We start from the raw sequence: 19970 nt of genomic DNA on the forward strand, positions 1-19970 counted from the left end.
TGAGCCCAGTTCCGTAGGCGAGCCGAATTCCGGGGGCGAGCCGAGTTCTGGGCGCGAGCCCAGTTCCGGGCGCGGGGCGGTTTCTGTTGATGGGCTGCGCGTGGGTGAGGCCAAGTCGGCGCTGGTCGCCGAGGTCGCACCGAACGCGGCCGCGGTCAGCCGGATGCTCAGCAGCTCGGACGAGCCGCGGTTGAGCAAACCGCTGATCCAGCAGGCGCCGAAGAACGCGAAGGCCGGCAGCCGCAAGACGCCCGCCGCCGAGTCCGGTCCGTTGCTGGTGGACGCCGGCAATCTCGCGTCCGACGCCCGGTGGCAGAGCGGGATGGCGTGCGGAATGGCGTTCGGCGAGGTGACCCGGGCGGTGGCCACGCTCGGTGCCGCGCAGGTCGGCGGGGACGGCGGGGCGGCGCTGGTGGGCGTACCGATGAAGGTCGAGAGCGTGAGCACGACGGCGCTGGAGAAGGCCTCCGGGGGTGCTCGATCGGTCGCGGTCGCGACCCTGACGGCGGGGACGTTGGACCTGCTCGGCGGCGCGGTGACCATCAAGGTGCGGCGGGCGCCTACGTTGCGAACCTCGATGTCCACGGTGGAGGGTGGCGAGGTGCGTTATCTGCCGGCGGCGATCGAGGTGTCCGGCGACGGCGTGAAGACCACGAAGTTGGATACGGTCGGCGACAGCATGGAGTTGACGTTCAGCGAGCGGCAAACCGAGTCGTTGCGGCTGCCGAAGAAGACCGGCGGCACGGTCAGCGACCTTCCGTTGCCGGCCATTCCGGGCCTGCCGTCGCTGCCCGGCGAGGGCGAGCCGGAGTCGATGCCCGCGCCCGGCAAGGGCACAAGCGTGAAGGTCTCGCTGGGTGACGTCCGGCAGGCCACAGTGGACCACGCGGTCGCCGCCCGTGCGACCGCGATCAAGATCGGCATCACCCAGGCCGGCGAGGCCGACGGCTACGGCGCGGGCGCCGACGTGACCCTGGACCTCGGGGTCGGCGTGCTGGAGTCGGCTGCGGTCGCACCGGAGCCCGCGCGGGCCGGGGTCGCGAACGCGGTCGGCGGCGCCGGTGGCAGCCTGCCGATCACCGGCCCGAGGATCGACCTGATGGCGCTGGTCGGCACGACGTTCCTGGTCGTCGGCGCGGGCGCGTTGATCTTCGGTGTGCGGCGTCGCCGCTTCCACGCCTGAGCGGCGGAACGCTGAATGCGTCGCACGATTAGGCCTAGTGGCGCTCGTGGCTCGTCTCGGGCCAGTCTTCGGCGGGATGGGCGCCCGACCGGGGTTCGTCCGGCGGAATGTGGGAAAGGCCGAAGTATCTTCACGATGAGCGTCATGGCTGTCGATGCCATCGGCCGGATGGTGCTGGCCGGATCGGCCGGAAAGATCGATCAGCTTCCCGTTTGTGCCGTCTAGGTCGACCGTGCGGCCCAATCACTACCGCGGGCGGCGACAAACCCGGCGGCGGCGCGTTGAGTGGGTCGTAGACCTGCGGGGGGTGCAGGAGGGGGCGGCGTCGCATTCGGAACCGGTAGCCGAATGCGGCGCCGCCGCTACATCCTCGACCGGGCGGTCAGGACCAGTGGACCTCGGTCAGGTCGGTCGTCGTGTGGATCAGGTCGGTGGCGGCTTCGTATGACTCCGCTATGGCTTCGAGGACTCGGGCGGCCACGTCGGCCGCGGCTTCGGCCTCCCGTGCGGCGGCTGGGTCGATCGAGCCGGGAGTCGATTGCGGCGACAACGTCAGGGCCTCGGCCGAGGTGAGGACCTCGGCCAGTGTGGCGGCCAGGCCGGCTCTCGTTTCGGACATCCAGGCGACCAGCGCTTCGGCCAGGTCGGCGGACGCGGCCAGGCGCCCGTCCAGGCTTTCGCCCGAACCGCTCAGGTGGGTGGCGGCGCGTTTGCGGGTCTCGTCATAGGCATCGGCCGCGGTGCCGGACCAGGTGCCGGGCGGCGGCAGCGACTCTGCCACATCGGCGCAGGACCGGGCGTCGGCTCGGAGCTCGGGCGCGGCGCCGGTGAGGTCGGCCGGGCGCAGAGCGGCTACGGCTTGGACCGCGTCCCACGGCAGCAGCCGAACCCTGCGCAGCGTCGGCCACACCTGGTGATCCGGTGGCGCGCCGGCGGCCGTCAGCACCTCGTCCACCCGCTTGAGCAGGGGCGCCGCCGTGGCCAGCACGCCATCGAGTCGATCAGCCACCGGAAACCTCGATGCGGTGGGCGGCTTGTTCGTCCGTCGCCTCATATGCCCGCGCGGTGGTGCGCACCGAGTCGGCCAGGTCGCTCAGGCGGGCGGCCGCGTCGGCGGCTTCGCGTGCCCGCGCCGCCAGCACCGCCTGCCAGTGGGCGTGCAGTTCGCGACTCACCCGGCCGGGCACGCCGGGACCATCGGCGCCGAACGCCCCGGCCGACGCGGCCAATCCCGGCAACCCACGGTCCACAGTGGCCAGCAGCTCGGCAGCCGCGGCCAAGCTGTCGGCGACCCGGTCGGAGCCGCCACTCTCAAGAGGAGCGGTCATCGGTCGCCCTTGGTGTTCAGGGTGCGGAAGGCGCTGAAGACCTCGTCGTGGAGTTTTTCGCGCGCCCAGCGCGCCGCCTCCGCCGCACTCGTCACCACCGCCTGCACCTCCCTGGCCAGGTCTGCCGCGTTTCGCTGCGCCAGACTCCCCCGGATCCGCACGTCGGTGATGTCACCCGCCGCCGTCACCAGGACCTCCACCGTGTTGTCCGGCGAATGGACCGAGACGACATGCGCCGCCACGGCCCGGTCGAACTCGGCGCGGAGCACGTCGATCCGCCGGTGGCGCTCGATCGCCTCGTCGATCCACGCCTCGTCGATCTCGCGGGCCATGCAGGCTCCTCACCGGGTGTGCCGCCGCGCTTGCGTTCCGGCACCGAACCGTACCGAATCGCCGCGACCGATGGGAGTCCCCTGTGGATAACTCGGGGCGGGCTCAGCCCTGCCAGAGGCTGACCATCATCGCCTCGACCGCGATCTTCGGCTTGACGTTGAGGTCGATGGCTTCGCGGCAGGCCAGCACGGCTTCGAGGCGGCGCAGGGTGCTTTCCGGGGTCCACTTCTCGGCGGCGGCCGACGACATCGCCGCGGTGTCCGTGTGCACGACCGGGACCGGGGCGCGCAGGGTGGTGATCAGGACGTCTCGATAGAAGCCGGCGAGGTCGACCAGCGCGCGGTCGAGGGCGTCGCGCTGCGAGCGGGTCGCCCGGGAGCGCTGGCGTTTCTCCAGGTCCTTGATCTGGCCGGCCGCGCCGCGCATCGCGCCCGCCGCGCCCCGGCCGGTGCCGCCCGCGCCGAGGGCCTGCTCGAGGGCGGCCTTCTCGGTCGTGTCGGTCTCGGCCACCGCCGCGGCGGACTCGGCCTCGGACGCCTCGATCAGGGCGGACGCCGCGTCGAAGCAGGCGCCGATGCCGGTCAGCCGGCGCGGAACCGCCAGCACGGCCTCTCGGCGTGCGCGGGCGTCGGCGTCGTTGGCCAGCCGCTTCGCCCGGCCGACGTGGCCCTGCGCGGCGGCCGCGGCCCACGCCGCGACATCCGGTGCGATGCCGTCGCGGCGGGCCAGCACCTCGGCCACCGCTTCGGCGGGCGGCTGGCGCAGCGGGACGACGCGGCACCGGGAGCGGATCGTCACCGAGATGTCGTCGGGGTGCGTGGACGGCGTGCAGAGCAGGAAGACCGTGCGCGGCGGCGGCTCCTCGATCGCTTTCAGCAGCGCGTTTCCGGCCTGCTCGGTGAGGCGGTCGGCGTCTTCCACCACGACCGCCTGCCAGCGGCCGCCGGAGGGCGCGCTGCTCGCCCGCAGCACCAGAGCGCGCATCTCGCCGACGCCGATCGACAGCCCTTCCGGAATGACGAACCGCACGTCGGCGTGCGTGCCACCGAGCGCGGTGTGGCAGCCGTGGCACTCGCCGCACCCGGCGCCGTCACGCTCGCACTGCAGCGCCGCCGCGAAGGCCCGCGCGGCCACCGACCGCCCCGACCCGGGCGGCCCGGTGAAGATCCACGCGTGGGTCATCGCGCCGTTGCCGGTGGCCGTGCCGGCGACGATCCGGGCCGCCGACGCGGATGCGCGGCGCAGCACCTCGACCGCCTCGTCCTGCCCGACGAGGTCGGCGAAAACGTCAGTCACGGCGGCCATTGTTGCTCGCCGGCGGCTGCTCGACCAGATCCTCCATCACTTGGATAGGGGGTTTCGGGCGGGGATCACCGGACAGGTCGGGAGCCGCCAGATCGGGACTGCCCGAAGGCGGCGTGGTCGAGGCGTTCGGCGGGTGGGCCTGGTCGGCGTCGAGCATGACCTGCAGCCGTTCTTCGACGGCCGCGGCCAGCTCTTCCGGCGGGCGGGCCGCGTCGAGAACCAGGTAGCGCTTCGGGTCGGCGGCGGCCAGGTCGAGGAACGCGTAGCGCACGCGCTCGTGGAAGGACCGGGACTCGCTTTCCAGCCGGTCGGCGCCGTTGCCACGGGAGTCGACGCGGGACAGGCCGACGCCCGGGTCCACGTCGAGCAGGACCACCAGGTCGGGCTTGAGGCCGCCGGTCGCCCAGGAGGACAGCCAGGAGATCTCCTGCACCGGCAGGGTCCGGCCGGCGCCCTGGTAGGCCAGCGACGAGTCCACGTACCGATCGGAGACGACCACCGCGCCCCGCGCCAAGGCCGGGCGGACCACCGTGGCGACGTGGTGCGCGCGGTCGGCCGCATAGAGCAGCGCCTCGGCGCGCGGCGACGGCGCGTCGCCTTTGTCCAGCACCAGCCCACGGATCCGGGCGCCCATGTCGGTGGCCCCCGGTTCGCGGGTGACCACAACCTCGCGGCCCTGCCCGTGCAGCGCGGACGCCAGCCGGGTGACCTGGGTGGACTTGCCCGCGCCTTCACCGCCCTCGAAGACCACGAAGATGCCGTTGCGGACGAACTGGTCCGGCGGGGAGAGCGGGCGGCCGCGGATCGAGCCCCACAGGTCGGCCAGCACCGGCACGCCGCGCTTGTCGTCCATCTGGCGGAACGCGCTGATGCCGGTCCAGACGCCGACCACGCCGGCCACCAGCAGCAGCAGACGCGTCGCGGAGACCGAGATGTCCAGGGCGCCGATCGCGAAGCGGCGCGAGCCGCCCAGGCCGACCAGCAGGCCGGACAGCGAGATGGCGAGCAGCAGCACCAGGCGGGTGCCGATCTGCACCACCGCGAAGACCCGGCCGCGCACCTCGTCGCCGACCTGACCGCCGAGCAGCGTGGTGCCGGCCAGGAAGGCCATGCCCGCGCCGGCGCCGACCAGCACCGCGCCGAGCAGCGCCATGGACAGGTGGATGGCCACCGCCAGGAACATCACCGAGCCGCTGGCCAGCACGATGCTCAGGCCGAACCAGCGGCGCCGGGACAGATCGCGGACCACCATCGGACCGAGCCCGATGCCGATCGCCAGACCGATGAACAGGGTCGCGAAGAGCAGCGAGAACGCGGCGTCACCGGCGCCGAGCGAGGCGGTGAAGAAGCGTGCGGTGCCGATCACGATGCCGCCGCCCGCGAACGCCCCGAAGATGCCCAGGACCAGGCCGCGGACCAGCGGCGTGCCCCCGATGTATTTCCAGCCGTCGACGAACTGCCGCAACATGCTCTGCTCGGCGTTCTTCTGCCGGCGTTGCCGGCGACCCTGGCTGATCTCCCGGATGCCGAAGAACACGACCAGCGCGGTGGCCAGGCGGGAGAAGGCGTTGACGTAGAGGCCCATCTGGGCCGGTTCGGCCCAATCCGGGAGGGTGTCGAACGGGCTGCGGACGATGCGGTCCAGCGCGGCGAGGCTCAGGGCCGCGAAGATCGGAGTGATTCCGTACGTCGTGATGAGCGTCAACTGGTTCGAGACTTCGAGCCGGCTGCGCGGGATCAGGTTGGGCACCGCCGCCTCTTTGGCGGGGATCCACATCAGGGTGACGGCCTCGCCGATGAACGTGGCCACGACGGCCCACGCCACCACGAAGGCGCCCGAGTCGCTGAACAGGGCGATCACCGGAATGGACCCGTACACGAAGAATCTGATGATGTCGCAGATGACCATCGTGTAGCGGCGGTCGAAGCGGTCGGCCATGACGCCCGCGATCGGGCCCAGGATCAGTGCCGGGACCAGCCGGATGGCGATCGTGCCACTGAACGCACCACCCTGCGCGACACTGCCGCTGACCTGCTGGGACGCGAAGAGCGCGGTGGCCAGCAGGCCGAGCCAGTCGCCGAACGACGCGACGCTGAGGACCAGCCAGAGGCGGCGGAACGGGCGGATCCGCAGAACCGAGCGCAGTGCGGCCACCCCGGTCAGTTCGACCGGGGGTGCGGCCTCGTTGCGCGCGTCGGTGTCGATGGTCCTACCTCCCGTGGTCAGTACCCGGAGCACTCTAACCGGCGACCGCTTGCCGCCGGGGACATGCACGAACGGGTGGCGCATAGATGAAGGTGTTTCGCATTGCTCCGGAAGGGGTTATCTTCCTCGCGTGACCGCCGAACGCCCCGGCCTGCGCGAACGCCTGGATCGTGCCACCGCGCACCTGGAGACCCCGGTTGCGGTGGTCGACCTGTCCGCTTTCGACGCCAATGCCGAGGCCCTGACCGCCCGCGCCGCCGGGAAGCCGATCCGGGTGGCCAGCAAGTCGGTGCGCGTCCGGGCGCTGCTGGACCGGGTGCTCGCCCGGCCGGGATGGCACGGCGTGATGGCATACACGCTGGCCGAGGCGATCTGGCTGGTTCGGGCCGGCGTGACCGCGGACGTGCTGGTCGCGTACCCGACAGTGGACCGCTCGGCGATCGCCGAGCTCGCCAAGGACGCCGAGTTGGCGGCCGCGATCACCGTGATCGCCGACCACCCCTCCCACCTGGACCTGATCGACCAGGTCGTGCCGCCGAGCCGGCGCGAGGAGATTCGCCTGTGCCTGGAGCTGGACGCGTCCTGGCGACCGGCCGGCGCGCTGCACGTCGGGGTTCGCCGCTCGCCGGTGCACTCCGCCGCACAGGCCTCCGCCCTGGCCCGCCGCCTCACCGAACGCCCGGGATTCCGGCTGGTCGGGATGATGTCCTACGAGGCGCACATCGCCGGCGTCGGCGACGCGCCCAACGGGCAGCCGATGCGCGGCAACATGATCCGGCTGATGCAGCGCCGAGCCCTCCCCGAGCTGATGGCCCGCCGGGCAGCCGCGGTCGCCGCCGTACGCGAACACGCCGACCTCGAGTTCGTCAACGGCGGCGGCACCGGCAGCCTGGCCGAGACCAGCGCCGACCCGGCCGTGACCGAGCTGGCGGCCGGCTCCGGACTCTTCGGCCCGACGCTGTTCGACCAGTACACGAACTGGCAGCCCACCCCGGCCGCCCTGTTCGCGCTGTCGGTGGTGCGCCGCCCGGCCCCGCGCGTGGCGACCGTGCTCGGCGGCGGCTGGGTCGCGTCGGGACCCGCGCACCCGTCCCGGCTGCCGAGCCCCTACCTGCCCGCCGGCCTGCGCTTTCGTGGTGACGAGGGCGCGGGCGAGGTGCAGACGCCACTGATCGGACCGGCCGCCTCGCAGCTGCGGCCGGGCGATCGCGTCTGGTTCCGCCACGCCAAGGCCGGCGAGCTGTGTGAGCACGTCAACGAGGTGCACCTGGTCGACGGCGACACGGTTGCGCCGACCCCGACGTACCGGGGAGAAGGTTTTGCTTTTCTCGGGTGACTCAGGCGGTCACGTGGCGGTGCAGGTATTCCCGGATCAGCGCCTTGGCCTCGCGGATGACCGCTTCGTCGCCGCCGGAGTCGCGCCGGAAAGCCAGCTTGATCAGCGCGTCGGCCGCCTCGACCGCGATCGCCAGCGCGAACCGCAGCCGCATCTTGTCCATCAGCTGGAACTGATCGACCAGCAGCTCGGCGAGGCGCTCGGCGATGACCGCGTTGTTGTCCCGCTCGGCATCGAGCAGGTGCAGGTCGACGACGTCGCCGAAATGCAGCGTGCGGAAGCCGGGCACGGTGCGGTGCATCGCGATGAACGTGTCCATCGCCGCGTCCACGCCGTCCCACCAGTGGGCGAACGTCTCGTTGGCGAATCGCGCCGAGAGATTCTGCAGGTAGGCATCCATGTTGCGCATCGCGAGCGCCTGCACGATGGCCCGCTTGTCGGGGAAGAATTGGTAGACCGAGCCGATGGCCACCTCGGCCCGCTCGGCGAGCAGCGTCGTGGTCAGGCCCTCATAACCGACCTCATCGACCAGCTCGGCGCAGGCGTCCAGCATGCGCTGGACCCGGGCAACGCTTCTGCCCTGCACCGGGACCCGCCGCAGCGGCCCGGTGGTGACGGTTGGTGTCGACACGCGTCGCCACTCCCTCTCAGCAGTGATAATCGAACGTTACTCGGATCAACGAGCGAGCAGCATCGACGGGACGCCGGGGATGCGTGGCATCACCGGTTTTGTGCGACTGTCCGCTCGGTGGAGGGACAAAGCCGTCATGAGCAATGAGATCAGTGCACCCGTGCGGTCGACACGCTGGCGCAACTGGGGTGGCAACCAGCACGCGGTGGCGGCTGAGGTGCACACCCCTGGAAGCGTCGACGAGGTTGCGGCGCTGGTCAAGAAGGCGGCGGCACGAGGTGGGCGGGTCAAGGCGGTCGGCAGCGGGCACTCCTTCACCGACATCGCCGTCGCCGATGACCTGCGCATCCTTCTGCCGCGCCTGGCGTCGCCGGTGTCCGTGGACGGGCACCTGGTCACCGTGCAGGCCGGCATGCTGCTGTCCGACCTGAACGCCTGGCTGGCCGCGCACGGATTGGCGCTGCCCAACCTCGGTGACATCGACGTGCAGACGGTGGCCGGCGCGATCTCGACGGGCACCCATGGGACGGGTGTCGCATATGCGACTCTTGCCTCCTACGTGGAGGCGGTCACCCTCGTCACCGGGTCCGGCGAGGTTGTTCGCCTGGATAAAACGGACGAGGCGCTGCCGGCCGCGGCGCTCTCGCTGGGCGCCCTGGGGATCCTGACCGAGGTTACGTTGCGCTGCGTGGACGCGTTCACGCTGCTGGCGGACGAGCGGCCGATGCCGCTGAGCGAGGTGCTGGCCGGGCTCGACGAGCACCTCGGGGCCAACCATCACGCCGAGTTCTACTGGTACCCGTACACCGATCGGACGCAGCTCAAGCGGAACAACGTGGTCGACACGTCGCACCGGCCGCTGTCCCGCTTCCGGGGCTGGCTGGACGACGACTTCCTGCCCAACACCGTCTTCCAGGGCGCGTGCCGGCTGGGCCGGGCGATCCCGGCCGCCGTTCCCACGATCAGCGCGGTCGCGGCGCGGGCCCTGACGGCCCGCACCTACACGGACCGATCCGACCGGGTGTTCTGCACGGCGCGCCGGGTGCGCTTCACCGAGATGGAGTACGAGGTCCCGCGCGCCGCCATGCCCGAGGTGCTGGCCGCGCTCCCCCGGATCATCGAAGCGCTGCCGTTCCGCGTGCAGTTCCCGGTCGAAGTGCGCTTCACCGGCCCGGCCGACGACGTCTGGATGTCCCACGGCTACGGACGCGACTCCGCCTACATCGCCGTGCACCAGTTCGTCGGCAGCCCCTACGAGCCGTACTTCCGGGCCTTCGAAGCCGTCTGCGAGCCGCTCGGCGGGCGCCCGCACTGGGGCAAGCTGCACTATCGCTCGGCCGAGTCACTGCGCGCGGTCTATCCGAAGTTCGACGACTTCCTGGCCGTGCGCGACCGCTTCGACCCGGCCCGGGTCTTCACCAACGCCTACCTGGACCGGGTGCTCGGCCTTACTCCTTAGAAGCCTTGATCCCTGGAAGCCTTGATCCTTGGAAGCCTCACTCCTGGGAAGCAGTCGCCTTCTTCGGAGCCGTCTTCTTCGCAGCCGCCGCCTTCTTGGCGGGAGTGGCCTTCTTCGCCGGGGTGGCCTTCTTGGCCGCAGTCTTCTTGGCTGCGGTCTTCTTGGCCGGGGCCTTCTTCGCCGCCGGCGCCTTGCGCGGCGCCGGACCCTTGGCCCGCTTCTCGGCCAGCATCTCGGAGGCCTGCTCGACGGTCAGCTCCTCGGGCGTCTGCCCGCGGCGCAGCGACGCGTTGAACTCGCCGTCGGTCACATAGGGACCGAACCGGCCCTCCTTGATCACCATCGGCTTCTCGGTGACCGGGTCGTTGCCCATCTCCCGCAGCGGCGGGGCGGCCGCCCGGCGCTGCCGCGTCTTCGGCGCCGCCAGCAGGGCCAGCGCCTCCTCCAGGGTGACCGTGAAGAGCTTGTCCTCGCTCTCCAGCGAGCGGAAGTCGTCGTCCCGCTTCACGTACGGCCCGTAGCGGCCGTTCGCGGCGACGATCTCCTTGCCGTCCGGGTCCTTGCCGATGGCACGCGGCAGTTCGAGCAGACGCAGCGCCTGCTCGAGGGTCAGCTCGTCCGGCGTCTGCGACTTGAACAGCGATGACTTGCGCTCGCCACTCTGCACATAGGGTCCGAAGCGGCCGGACTTGAGCTGCACCGACTCGCCGGTCGCCGGGTGGTCGCCCAGGCTGCGCTCGCCGCCGCCGCCGAGGAAGAGCTCGTTGACCTTTTCCGGGGTCAGCTCGTCGGGCGCCACTCCCTCGGGAATGGACGCGCGGTCCTCGGCCGACTCCTCGGTGCCGCCCGGCGCCTGCTTCTGCAGATAGGGCCCGAAGCGCCCGACCCGGACCACGACCGTGCGGCCGTCCTCCTGGACGAAGAGCGGGATCGAGTTGACCGCCCGGGCGTCGATCTCACTGAGGTTTTCGGTCACCATCTTCTTCAGCCCGCCGGCCTTGGCGATCGAGTCGTCGCCGCCCAGGTCGCTGCCGAAGTAGAACGCGGTGAGGAAGTCCAGCGCCGCGTGGTCGCCACCGGCGATGTCGTCGAGCTGGGTCTCCATGGCCGCGGTGAAGTTGTAGTCCACCAGCCGCGGGTAGTGCCCCTCGAGCAGACCGACCACGGCGAAGGCCAGGAACTCCGGGATCAGCGCCTGACCGCGCTTGATCACATAACCCCGGTCCTGAATGGTCCGCATGATCGACTCGTACGTGGACGGCCGGCCGATGCCGAGCTCCTCCAGCGCCTTGACCAGCGACGCCTCGGTGTAACGCGCGGGCGGCGAGGTGTGGTGGCCGATCGCGTTGAGCTCCTCGGCGCTCAGCGGCTGGTCCTTGGCCAGCGTGGGCAGCCGGCGCTCGGCGTCCTCCGCCTCGGCGTTCTCGTCGTCGGACGACTCCACATAGGCCCGCAGGAAGCCCGGGTCGGTGATCGTCTTGCCGGTCGCGCCGAAGTCGGCCTCTTCGCCGGTGGTGGAGATCGCCCGGATCCGCACCGAGATCGAGTTGCCGACCGCGTCGGTCATCTGCGAGGCGACGGTCCGCCGCCAGATCAGCTCATAGAGCTTGAACTCGTCGGTGGACAGCTCGTTGGCCACCTCGCCCGGGGTGCGGAAGTTGTCGCCGGCCGGGCGGATCGCCTCGTGCGCCTCCTGCGCGTTCTTCACCTTGCCGGTGTAGCGGCGCGGCTGCGTCGGGACGTTGGCCTCGCCGTAGAGCTCGGCGATCTGCCGCCGGGCGGCGGTCAGCGCGGTCTCGGAGAGGTTCACCGAGTCCGTACGCATGTAGGTGATGTAACCGTTCTCATAAAGCCGCTGGGCCGTGCGCATCGTCTGCGAGGCGGAGAACCGCATCTTGCGAGCGGCCTCCTGCTGCAGCGTCGAGGTGATGAACGGCGCATATGGCCGGCGGCGGTAGGGCTTCTCCTCGACCCGGGTGACCGTGAACGGGCGGTCCTCCAGCCGGGCGGCCAGCCCGCGGGCGCCGTCACCGTCCAGATGCACCACTCCGGAGCCCGGCTTCACCTTGCCGGTGGTGGGCTCGAAGTCCTTGCCGGTCGCGATCCGGTCGCCGTCGAGGGCGATCAGCGTCGCGTTGAACGTGCGGGGCCCGTCCTTCTCGGCGTTCTGCACCGCCAGGAGGGCGTTGATGTCCCAGTACTCCGCCGATCGGAACGCCATCCGCTGACGCTCACGCTCGACCACGATGCGGGTGGCCACGGACTGGACGCGCCCGGCGGAGAGGCGGGGCATCACCTTCTTCCACAGCACCGGGCTGACTTCGTACCCGTACAGCCGGTCCAGGATCCGCCGGGCCTCCTGCGCGTCGACCAGGTCTCGGTCGATCTCGCGCGGGTTGGCCACCGCGGCCTGGATGGCCGGCCGGGTGATCTCGTGGAAGACCATCCGCTTGACCGGGACCTTGGGCTTGATCGTCTCGACCAGGTGCCAGGCGATGGCCTCGCCCTCGCGGTCCTCATCCGTCGCGAGGAAGATCTCGTCGACCTCTTTGGCCAGCTTGGTCAGCTTGGCGATCTGCTGCTTGCGGTCCGGAGAGACCACATAGAGCGCGTGGAAGCCGTTGTCCACGTCGACCCCGAGCCGGGCCCACGACTCGCCCTTGTACTTCGCGGGCACGTCGGCGGCGTTGCGCGGCAGGTCACGGACATGGCCGAAGGAGGCCTCGACGAAATAGTCGGGCCCCAGGTAACCGGCGATCGTCTTGGCCTTCGACGGAGACTCGACGATGACCAAACGGGTCGTCCTGGCGTCACTCGGCACGGCACTCCCACACTTCTTTGCTTTACACAGACCTTCAAACTAACGCGCCGGACATGGTGACATTCCCGGGGCATCCCGGAGTCGGATGGTAACGGTCCGGCCACCGCATGCGTCCGACGGCGACACCGTACACCGGGAACGTGGCCTCGTGTCGCACACAATCGAGGAAGATCACGCGCCGGCGCCGCTGGGCCAGAGTGCCACAGGCGCCGAGGCCGGTCGCTCGCCGACCAGCTCAGCGAGCCTGCCGAGGCGTCGGCGGCCGGTGATCACATAGCTCCGTCCGTGATCCGACATCGTGCCGTCGAGCCCGGCCCGGCGCAGTGCGGCGTCGATCACGTCGAGCGGGCCGTCGTCGGTCAGGCCGAGTGCGTAGCCCGCCGGATCGGGTGCGCCCGAGGCCGCCACCCAGAGGCGGATCCTCGGTCCGCTCAGGAAGAGCTGGTCGGCGGCCGCGGGCCAGGCGTTGGCCAGGGCATTCAACCGACTGGAGTACGCCGTGCGCACCTCGAACCACGGAGGTTTCGCCTCGTTCTCCTCGGGCGTTTCTTCTGCCGGCGGCTCGTCTTCTGCCGGCGGCTCGGCTTCTTTCGGCGGCTCGTCTTCCAGGGGTCTCCAGTTGACCACCAGACCCCTGCTGACCAGCTCCGCGGCCAGGACGTGCACCCGCCAGGCGGAGTCCACCGGCACCGACACACGGGCCGTGCCGCCCATCCGCTCGAGGCGGCCCGGCCCGGCGAGCAGGCCGGCGAGATCAAAAGGGGAGGCGTCGGTGGTCTCCGCCCCGAAGATCGACAACTGCCGCGCGCCATCCTGCTGATGCGGCACGGCGGCACGGCGGCCCTTGGCGGCGAGCGGCACCGGCGCGGGCAGCAGCTCGCGCGGAATCAGCGGCCACCCGGTCTCGGCCATGATCAGCGGCACTCCGGCACTTCGTCGAAGGCTTGTTTCAACTCCACCGAGCTCAGTTTGCCGGTGTCGAGCTCGCTCTGCTGGTAATCCTGGTTGAGTTTCGTCACGACGGTGCCCACCTGCTCGTAAAACGCCTTCTGCGGGCTGGTGGCGAGCGCCTCGATGCCGGTGCGGGCCCGGCCATAGGCGTCTCGCACGCCGCTCAGCGAGGCGGTGAAGCTCTCCGCGACCTGCTCGCCGTGGTCGACGTCGGGCACCCCGGCGCGCTCCACGCCGGCCCGCGCCTTTTCGCTGGCCGTCTCGGCGCCGCCGAAGAGCCGCATCAGGTTTTCCTTGGCCTGCGCCGGCGAGGTGCCCGCGGTCATCTGCTCCTGGGTGCGGTCGGCCAGGGTGTCGATCTCGGTGCGCCACGGCGCCAGGGCCGTGCAGACCGATGCCGCCCAGCTGCGCGGACCGGTGGTTTGAGCACAGGCGACCAGGGACGTGCAGAGGCAGACGAGAGCGAGGACAAGCAACGGACGAGCCGGGCGCATGGCGAAAAGCGTACGGGTTGGGTCCGACAGGTTTTCACGGTCATCACTGCTCTTGTTACGGCGCAGGGGCACCTGGCTCACGGCCGGGTGCCCCTGCGTCGTCATGCTGCCGTTGAACGTCAGGCGCTGACCTTCTCGGTGGGCGTGGACGTCGGTGCGTCCTCGCCCATCGAGATCGGCTTGCGCTTGCTGTTGATCACCGCGGCCACGATGATCAGCGCCGCCACGATCGCGATGATGATCCGCAGCGGGGTGTTCTGGTCGTCACCGATGCTCCACGCCACGACCGCCGGGGCGATCAGCAGCGAGACCAGGTTCATCACCTTGAGCAGCGGGTTGATGGCCGGGCCGGCGGTGTCCTTGAACGGGTCGCCGACGGTGTCGCCGATGACCGTGGCCGCGTGCGCCTCGGAGCCCTTGCCGCCGTAGTTGCCGTCCTCGACCAGCTTCTTGGCGTTGTCCCAGGCGCCACCCGAGTTGGCCAGGAACACGGCCATCAGGGTGCCGGTGCCGATCGCGCCGGCCAGGTAGGCCGCCAGCGCGCCGGCGCCCAGGCCGAAGCCCACCGCGATCGGCGCCATGATCGCCAGCAGACCCGGGGTGATCAGCTCGCGCTGCGCGTCCCGGGTGCAGATGTCGACCACGCGGCCGTACTCGGGCCGCTGGGTGCGGTCCATGATGCCGGGGAACTCGCGGAACTGGCGGCGGACCTCCATCACGACCGCGCCCGCCGAGCGGGACACGGCGTTGATCGCCAGGCCGGAGAAGAGGAACACCACGGCGGAGCCGATCAGCAGGCCGACCAGGTTCCGCGGGTTCGCGATGTTCAGCAGGTTGAGAACCTGGTTGCCGATGTCGGCGGCGGTGATGCCGGCCTCGGCGAGCGAGGTGCGCAGCGTGTTCACGTACGAGCCGAACAGCGCCGTCGCGGCCAGCACGGCCGTCGCGATCGCGATGCCCTTGGTGATCGCCTTGGTGGTGTTGCCCACCGCGTCGAGCTCGGTCAGGATCTGCGCGCCGCTCTCGTCGACGTCACCGGACATCTCGGCGATGCCCTGCGCGTTGTCCGAGATCGGGCCGAAGGTGTCCATCGCGACGATGACGCCGACCGTGGTCAGCAGGCCGGTGCCGGCCAGCGCCACCGCGAACAGCGACAGGGTCAGCGACGAACCGCCGAGCAGGAACGCGCCGAAGACGCCGGCGCCGATCAGCAGCGCGGAGTAGACCGCCGACTCGAGGCCGACGCTGATGCCGGCCAGCACGACGGTGGCCGCGCCGGTCTGCGACGACTTGCCGATGTCCTGCACGGGACGCCGCTCGGTCTCGGTGAAGTAGCCGGTCAGCGCCTGGATGGCGGCGGCCAGCACGATGCCGATCACGACCGCGCCGATGGCCACGATGCGCGGGTTGGCGCCGCTGTCGAGCACGTCCTGGTCGATCGCGGCGTCGGCGCCGAAGCCCGCGAAGGACGACGGCAGGTAGATGAAGCTGACGATCGCCACGATCACCGCGGACAGCACCGCGGAGATGTAGAACGCGCGGTTGATCGCGGTCAGGCCGTTCTTGTCCGAGGCCCGCAGCCGGGTGATGTAGACACCGACGATGGCGATCACCACGCCGATCGTGGAGACGATCAGCGGGAAGATCAGGCCGTCCTGACCGAACGCCACCTGGCCCAGGATCAGGGCCGCGACCAGCGTCACCGCATAGGACTCGAAGAGGTCCGCGGCCATGCCGGCACAGTCACCGACGTTGTCGCCCACGTTGTCCGCGATGGTCGCGGGGTTACGGGCGTCGTCCTCCGGGATGCCCTGCTCCACCTTGCCGACCAGGTCGGCGCCGACGTCCGCGGCCTTGGTGAAGATGCCACCGCCGACCCGCATGAACATGGCGAGCAGCGCGGCGCCGAAGCCGAAGCCCTCGAGCACCGTCGGGGCGTCGCCGCGGAAGATCAGCACGACCAGCGCGGCGCCGAACAGGCCCAGGCCGACCGTGAGGAAGCCGACCACGCCACCGGTCTTGAAGGCGATCGCCATCGCCTTCTCCCGGCCGCCGGACTCGCCCGCGGCCGCGGCCACGCGCAGGTTGGCGCGGGTCGCCAGGGCCATGCCCCAGCCGCCGATCAGCGAGCTGAAGACAGCGCCGACCACGAAGAACAGCGAGCGGCCGACCTTGACCCAGGTCTCGTTGTCGGTGGCGTGCACCGGCAAGAGGAAGAGCAGGACCACCGCGATGACGACGAAGATCGCCAGGGTCTTGAATTGGCGCACCAGGAATGCGGTGGCGCCCTCCTGCACGGCGCCCGCGATCTCCTGCATGTTGGTGGTGCCCCGGCCCGCGGCCAGCACCACCTTGACGAACCAGGCGGCGAAGGCCAGCGCTACCAGCGCAAAGACCACCGCGACGATGACGAACGTAACGTTCGAACTGCTGAGGGACACCCCACCGCCTTCCGCGGCGAGGTACTGCAAAGTCCCGGACATCAATGTCCTCCTGTAACCGAACGCACCCGGGAGCGGACGTGACCGGCGGGTGCATCCCCACTCATCGGTGGGAGTGACGACGACTGGGCCCCGCGGACGCGGGGCCAGGAGCAGTAGCTGATAACCCGCGTACTGTATAGGCCGGTCGTGTCGGTGGTCACACCCGGCTCCGGCCGTGTCGTGGTGATGTTCGCCGCTGTGTTAGCCCGGCGGCCGGATTTGAGCGCCCCAGGTCAGCGTCGGCTGACCGGCCAGACCATCCGGACCTCGGTGCCCGCGCCGTCATCCACCGGGCGCACCTGAAGGTCGTCGACGAATCCGGCAAGCAGGGCGAACCCGACGCCGGTGGTCAACGCCTCGTCGTCCAGCGTGTCCTTGGCGAGCTCGTCGGGCTGGAGCTTGGACAGGCCGATGCTCGCGTCGATCGGGGCGTGGTCGATGACCCGCACCGCGTACGAATCCGAGTCCGACATTTCGACCGTGACGAGGTCGGCCAGACCGTATTGCCGGTGCAGCGCGACCGCGCGGGTGCAGGCTTCACCGATCGCCAGCCGCACTTCGTCGAGCAGTTCCTCGGCGACCCCCGCCCGCCGAGCCACTGCAACGCCGACCAGCCGCGCGGTGCGAACGTGCACCGGAGCGGGCGAGAAGGACAGCCGGACCGTGGCCATCACGCCGTCTGTGCGGGGCCGTCACCGGCGTCTCCCGCATCCCCGGAGGTCGCCGCGTCGACCGAGGAATAGATCGGGAAGACCTGGTCGAGGGCGGTGATCCGGAAAATCTTGAGCAGTGGTTCCTTGGCACAGACCAGCCCGAACGTGCCGTCCGCGGCCCGCAGTCGTTTCAGGGCGCCGACCAGCACACCGAGGCCGGTGGAATCGAGGAAGTCGACCCGCCCCAGATCCACCACAACCTTGCGGGCGCCACCGTCCACCAGGGCGACGAGGCTTTCCCGCAGCCTCGGAGCGGTGTAAACGTCGACCTCGCCGCCGACCTCCAGCACCGTGTGCCCGGCGACGGTGCGGGTCGCCAGCGACAGCTCCATCGTTCCTCCTCCGCCGATCTCCCCCGCGAATCTAACCACCGTCGGTCATCCCCCGGCGCATGGCACCCACCGTCCTACCCGTTTGAGGTTCGCCACGAACCGATGTCAGAGTGCTGTCGTGACGTCCACCGTGCCCGCTTCCGGGCGACTGCTGCGCAAACCGGCGGTCACCCACGTCGAGGAGGTCGCGGCCCGGCCCGGTCGTCCGGCGGCGTGGCCCGGCTGGGTGCCGCCGGCCTTGATCGAGGCATACGCGGAGATCGGCGTCACGGCGCCGTGGGCTCATCAGGCGGCGGCCGCGACGCTGGCGCATCAGGGCACGCACGTGGTGCTGGCCACCGGCACCGCCTCGGGCAAGTCGCTGGGCTACCAGGCGCCCTCGCTTTCCCGCCTGCTGACCGACGAGCGGGCGACGGCGCTCTATCTGTCGCCGACCAAGGCACTCGCGGCCGATCAGCTGCGGGCCGTCAACAGACTCAACCTCCCCGGGGTACGCGCGGCCACCTACGACGGGGACACGACCCGGGAGGAGCGCGAGTGGGTGCGGCAACACGGCCGCTTCCTGTTGACCAACCCGGACATGCTGCACCACGCGATGCTGCCCGGCCACGACCGCTGGACGACGTTCCTGCGCCGGCTGTCATACGTGGTGATCGACGAGTGTCACGCGTACCGCGGGGTCTTCGGTTCGCACGTGGCGCACGTCCTGCGACGCCTGCGCCGGCTCGCGGCCCGGTACGGAGCCGAGCCGACCTTCGTGCTGGCGTCGGCGACCTCCGGCGACCCGGCCGGCGCGGCGACCCGGCTGACCGGCCTGCCGGTGACCGCGGTGACCGACGACGCCTCCCCGCGCGGCGCGGTGACGTTCGCCTTGTGGGAACCGCCGCTGGTCGAACTCGATGATCAACCACCGACTCGGCGGTCCGCCCTCTCCGAGACCGCCGACCTGCTGGCCGACGCGATCGTGCACGGGACCAGGACGCTGGCGTTCGTGCGGTCGCGGAAGGGCGCCGAGGTCGTGGCGACGATGACCGCGCGGGCGCTGGACGAGGCGGTGCCCGGGCTGGGCGTGCGGGTGGCCGCCTATCGGGGCGGCTACCTGCGCGAGGACCGGCGGCGGATCGAGCGGGCCCTGCTCTCCGGTGAGCTGCTCGGCCTGGCGTCGACCAACGCGCTCGAGCTGGGCGTGGACCTGGCCGGGCTGGACGCGGTACTGATCTGCGGCTACCCCGGCACGCGGGCGTCGCTGTGGCAGCAGGCCGGGCGGGCCGGACGCGCGGGCGGTGACGCGCTGGTGGTCCTGGTCGCCCGGGACGACCCGCTGGACATGTACCTGGTGCATCACCCCGAGGCGTTGTTCGGGCGCCCGGTGGAGGCGACGGTGCTGGACCCGGCCAACCCGTATGTGCTCGGCCCGCAGCTTTGCTCTGCTGCCTCTGAGGCAGCGCTGACCCGCAAGGATCTTGATTTGTTCGGGCCCGGCGCGGAGGCCGCGGTGGAGGCGCTGACCGCGTCGGGCGCGCTGCGGCGGCGGCCGACCGGCTGGTACTGGACGCATCGCGGCACGCCGGAGGTCGACCTGCGCGGCACCGGCGGCGCGGCGGTGCAGGTGGTCGAGGCGGCGACCGGCCGGCTGCTCGGCACGGTCGACCAGGGTTCGTCCCACGCGATGCTGCACGACGGCGCGGTGCACCTGCACCAGGGCGCGACCTTCGTGGTGGACCACCTCGATCTCGACGACGCGGTCGCCCTGGTGCACGCGGAAGACCCGGACTACTCGACGCACGCCCGCGACGTGATCGACCTGTCGGTGGTGTCGGTGCGCTCATATGTGGACGCCGGCCCGATCGGCCTGTTCCTCGGCGACGTGGACGTGACCAGCCAGGTGGTGTCCTACCAGCGCCGCCGCATCGGCTCGGGCGAGGTGATCGACACGCGGCCCCTCGAGTTGCCGGTGCGTGAGCTGCGTACCGTGGCGGTCTGGTTCACGATCTCCGCCCGCGAGCTGGACCGCGCCGGCGTGCCCTGGCCCGACGTGCCCGGCGCGTTGCACGCCGCGGAACACGCGGCGATCGGCCTGTTGCCGCTGACCGCCACCTGCGACCGCTGGGACATCGGCGGCCTGTCCACCGCGAACCACCAGGACACCGAGGCCCCGACGGTCTTCGTCTACGACGGACACCCCGGCGGCGCGGGCTTCGCCGAGCGCGCCTTCGGGACGGCGGCGGCCTGGCTCCGAGCCACCAGAGACGCGATCGCCGCATGTGGCTGTGAGACCGGATGCCCGTCCTGCGTCCAGTCCCCGAAGTGCGGAAACGGCAACCATCCCCTCCACAAACCGGGTGCCATCGCGGTCCTGACAGCGGTCCTGGCCGCCCTGCCCTGACTCGGATCC

16 protein-coding genes are annotated in these 19970 nt (G+C 70.9%); 4 read left to right on the forward strand and 12 right to left on the reverse strand.

Annotated features, from left to right (window positions below; translation table 11 throughout):
- Positions 1–100: 100 nt before the first annotated feature.
- On the forward strand, positions 101–1183 hold the full coding sequence (locus tag ACZ6TI_RS17555; RefSeq protein ID WP_465346099.1) for a hypothetical protein: 1083 nt from the start codon (positions 101–103) through the stop codon (positions 1181–1183).
- A gap of 382 nt (positions 1184–1565) precedes the next feature.
- Here the strand turns inward: ACZ6TI_RS17555 and ACZ6TI_RS17560 are convergent, their stop codons facing one another.
- The 5 genes from ACZ6TI_RS17560 to tmk form a co-directional block, all read right to left on the reverse strand.
- Positions 1566–2192 carry a hypothetical protein gene (locus ACZ6TI_RS17560; protein WP_465346100.1) on the reverse strand — a complete coding sequence of 209 codons (627 nt, stop codon included), beginning with the start codon at positions 2190–2192 and terminating at the stop codon, positions 1566–1568.
- A complete protein-coding gene (locus tag ACZ6TI_RS17565; protein WP_465346101.1) occupies positions 2185–2511 on the reverse strand; it encodes a type VII secretion target in 327 nt (108 codons plus the stop codon). The genes ACZ6TI_RS17560 and ACZ6TI_RS17565 overlap by 8 nt, the downstream gene beginning before the upstream one ends.
- On the reverse strand, positions 2508–2843 hold the full coding sequence (locus ACZ6TI_RS17570; protein WP_465346102.1) for a YbaB/EbfC family nucleoid-associated protein: 336 nt from the start codon (positions 2841–2843) through the stop codon (positions 2508–2510). The genes ACZ6TI_RS17565 and ACZ6TI_RS17570 overlap by 4 nt, the downstream gene beginning before the upstream one ends.
- A gap of 103 nt (positions 2844–2946) precedes the next feature.
- Positions 2947–4140: a DNA polymerase III subunit delta' gene (locus ACZ6TI_RS17575; protein WP_465346103.1), complete on the reverse strand. Its 1194-nt coding sequence runs from the start codon at positions 4138–4140 to the stop codon at positions 2947–2949.
- Positions 4133–6277, reverse strand: a complete 2145-nt coding sequence (tmk, locus tag ACZ6TI_RS17580; RefSeq protein WP_465346326.1) for a dTMP kinase — start codon at positions 6275–6277, stop codon at positions 4133–4135. Before tmk ends, ACZ6TI_RS17575 begins: the two co-directional genes overlap by 8 nt.
- Before the next feature lie 208 nt (positions 6278–6485).
- Between tmk and ACZ6TI_RS17585 the strand changes: the two genes are divergently transcribed.
- Positions 6486–7691: an amino acid deaminase/aldolase gene (locus ACZ6TI_RS17585; protein ID WP_465346104.1), complete on the forward strand. Its 1206-nt coding sequence runs from the start codon at positions 6486–6488 to the stop codon at positions 7689–7691.
- A gap of 1 nt (position 7692) precedes the next feature.
- Here ACZ6TI_RS17585 and ACZ6TI_RS17590 read toward each other — a convergent pair whose 3' ends face one another.
- Complete coding sequence (locus ACZ6TI_RS17590) at positions 7693–8322, reverse strand: TetR/AcrR family transcriptional regulator (RefSeq protein ID WP_465346105.1); 630 nt, start codon at positions 8320–8322, stop codon at positions 7693–7695.
- Between the two features lie 136 nt (positions 8323–8458).
- Here ACZ6TI_RS17590 and ACZ6TI_RS17595 point away from each other — a divergent pair, with 136 nt between their 5' ends.
- Positions 8459–9781: a D-arabinono-1,4-lactone oxidase gene (locus ACZ6TI_RS17595; RefSeq protein ID WP_465346106.1), complete on the forward strand. Its 1323-nt coding sequence runs from the start codon at positions 8459–8461 to the stop codon at positions 9779–9781.
- Between the two features lie 37 nt (positions 9782–9818).
- Here ACZ6TI_RS17595 and topA read toward each other — a convergent pair whose 3' ends face one another.
- From topA to ACZ6TI_RS17625, 6 genes are all read right to left on the reverse strand, one after another.
- Entirely contained in the window at positions 9819–12602 is a 2784-nt protein-coding gene (gene topA / locus ACZ6TI_RS17600) for a type I DNA topoisomerase (RefSeq protein ID WP_465346107.1), read from the reverse strand.
- A gap of 171 nt (positions 12603–12773) precedes the next feature.
- Positions 12774–13526, reverse strand: coding sequence for a hypothetical protein (locus ACZ6TI_RS17605; RefSeq protein ID WP_465346108.1), 753 nt, complete (start codon positions 13524–13526; stop codon positions 12774–12776).
- Positions 13517–14047, reverse strand: a complete 531-nt coding sequence (locus ACZ6TI_RS17610) for a hypothetical protein (protein ID WP_465346327.1) — start codon at positions 14045–14047, stop codon at positions 13517–13519. Before ACZ6TI_RS17610 ends, ACZ6TI_RS17605 begins: the two co-directional genes overlap by 10 nt.
- Positions 14048–14166: 119 nt before the next feature.
- Positions 14167–16530, reverse strand: coding sequence for a sodium-translocating pyrophosphatase (locus tag ACZ6TI_RS17615; RefSeq protein WP_465346109.1), 2364 nt, complete (start codon positions 16528–16530; stop codon positions 14167–14169).
- Between the two features lie 233 nt (positions 16531–16763).
- Entirely contained in the window at positions 16764–17204 is a 441-nt protein-coding gene (locus tag ACZ6TI_RS17620; protein WP_465346110.1) for an ATP-binding protein, read from the reverse strand.
- Entirely contained in the window at positions 17201–17575 is a 375-nt protein-coding gene (locus ACZ6TI_RS17625; protein WP_465346111.1) for an STAS domain-containing protein, read from the reverse strand. The genes ACZ6TI_RS17620 and ACZ6TI_RS17625 overlap by 4 nt, the downstream gene beginning before the upstream one ends.
- 118 nt (positions 17576–17693) lie before the next feature.
- On the opposite strand from ACZ6TI_RS17625, the gene ACZ6TI_RS17630 reads away from it, so the two are divergent.
- Positions 17694–19961 (forward strand): DEAD/DEAH box helicase, encoded by a 2268-nt coding sequence (locus ACZ6TI_RS17630; RefSeq protein WP_465346112.1) that lies wholly within the window; start codon positions 17694–17696, stop codon positions 19959–19961.
- Positions 19962–19970 lie beyond the last annotated feature (9 nt).

It is taken from the genome of Actinoplanes sp. NPDC051388, assembly GCF_055586225.1.

Bases quoted from the DNA above. Each gene is read 5' to 3' on its own strand.
- ACZ6TI_RS17615 (WP_465346109.1), bottom strand. From the start codon at position 16,530: ATGTCCGGGACTTTGCAGTACCTCGCCGCGGAAGGCGGTGGGGTGTCC.
- ACZ6TI_RS17565 (WP_465346101.1), bottom strand. From the start codon at position 2,511: ATGACCGCTCCTCTTGAGAGTGGCGGCTCCGACCGGGTCGCCGACAGC.
- ACZ6TI_RS17625 (WP_465346111.1), bottom strand. From the start codon at position 17,575: ATGGAGCTGTCGCTGGCGACCCGCACCGTCGCCGGGCACACGGTGCTG.
- ACZ6TI_RS17610 (WP_465346327.1), bottom strand. From the start codon at position 14,047: ATGCGCCCGGCTCGTCCGTTGCTTGTCCTCGCTCTCGTCTGCCTCTGC.
- ACZ6TI_RS17595 (WP_465346106.1), top strand. From the start codon at position 8,459: ATGAGCAATGAGATCAGTGCACCCGTGCGGTCGACACGCTGGCGCAAC.
- ACZ6TI_RS17570 (WP_465346102.1), bottom strand. From the start codon at position 2,843: ATGGCCCGCGAGATCGACGAGGCGTGGATCGACGAGGCGATCGAGCGC.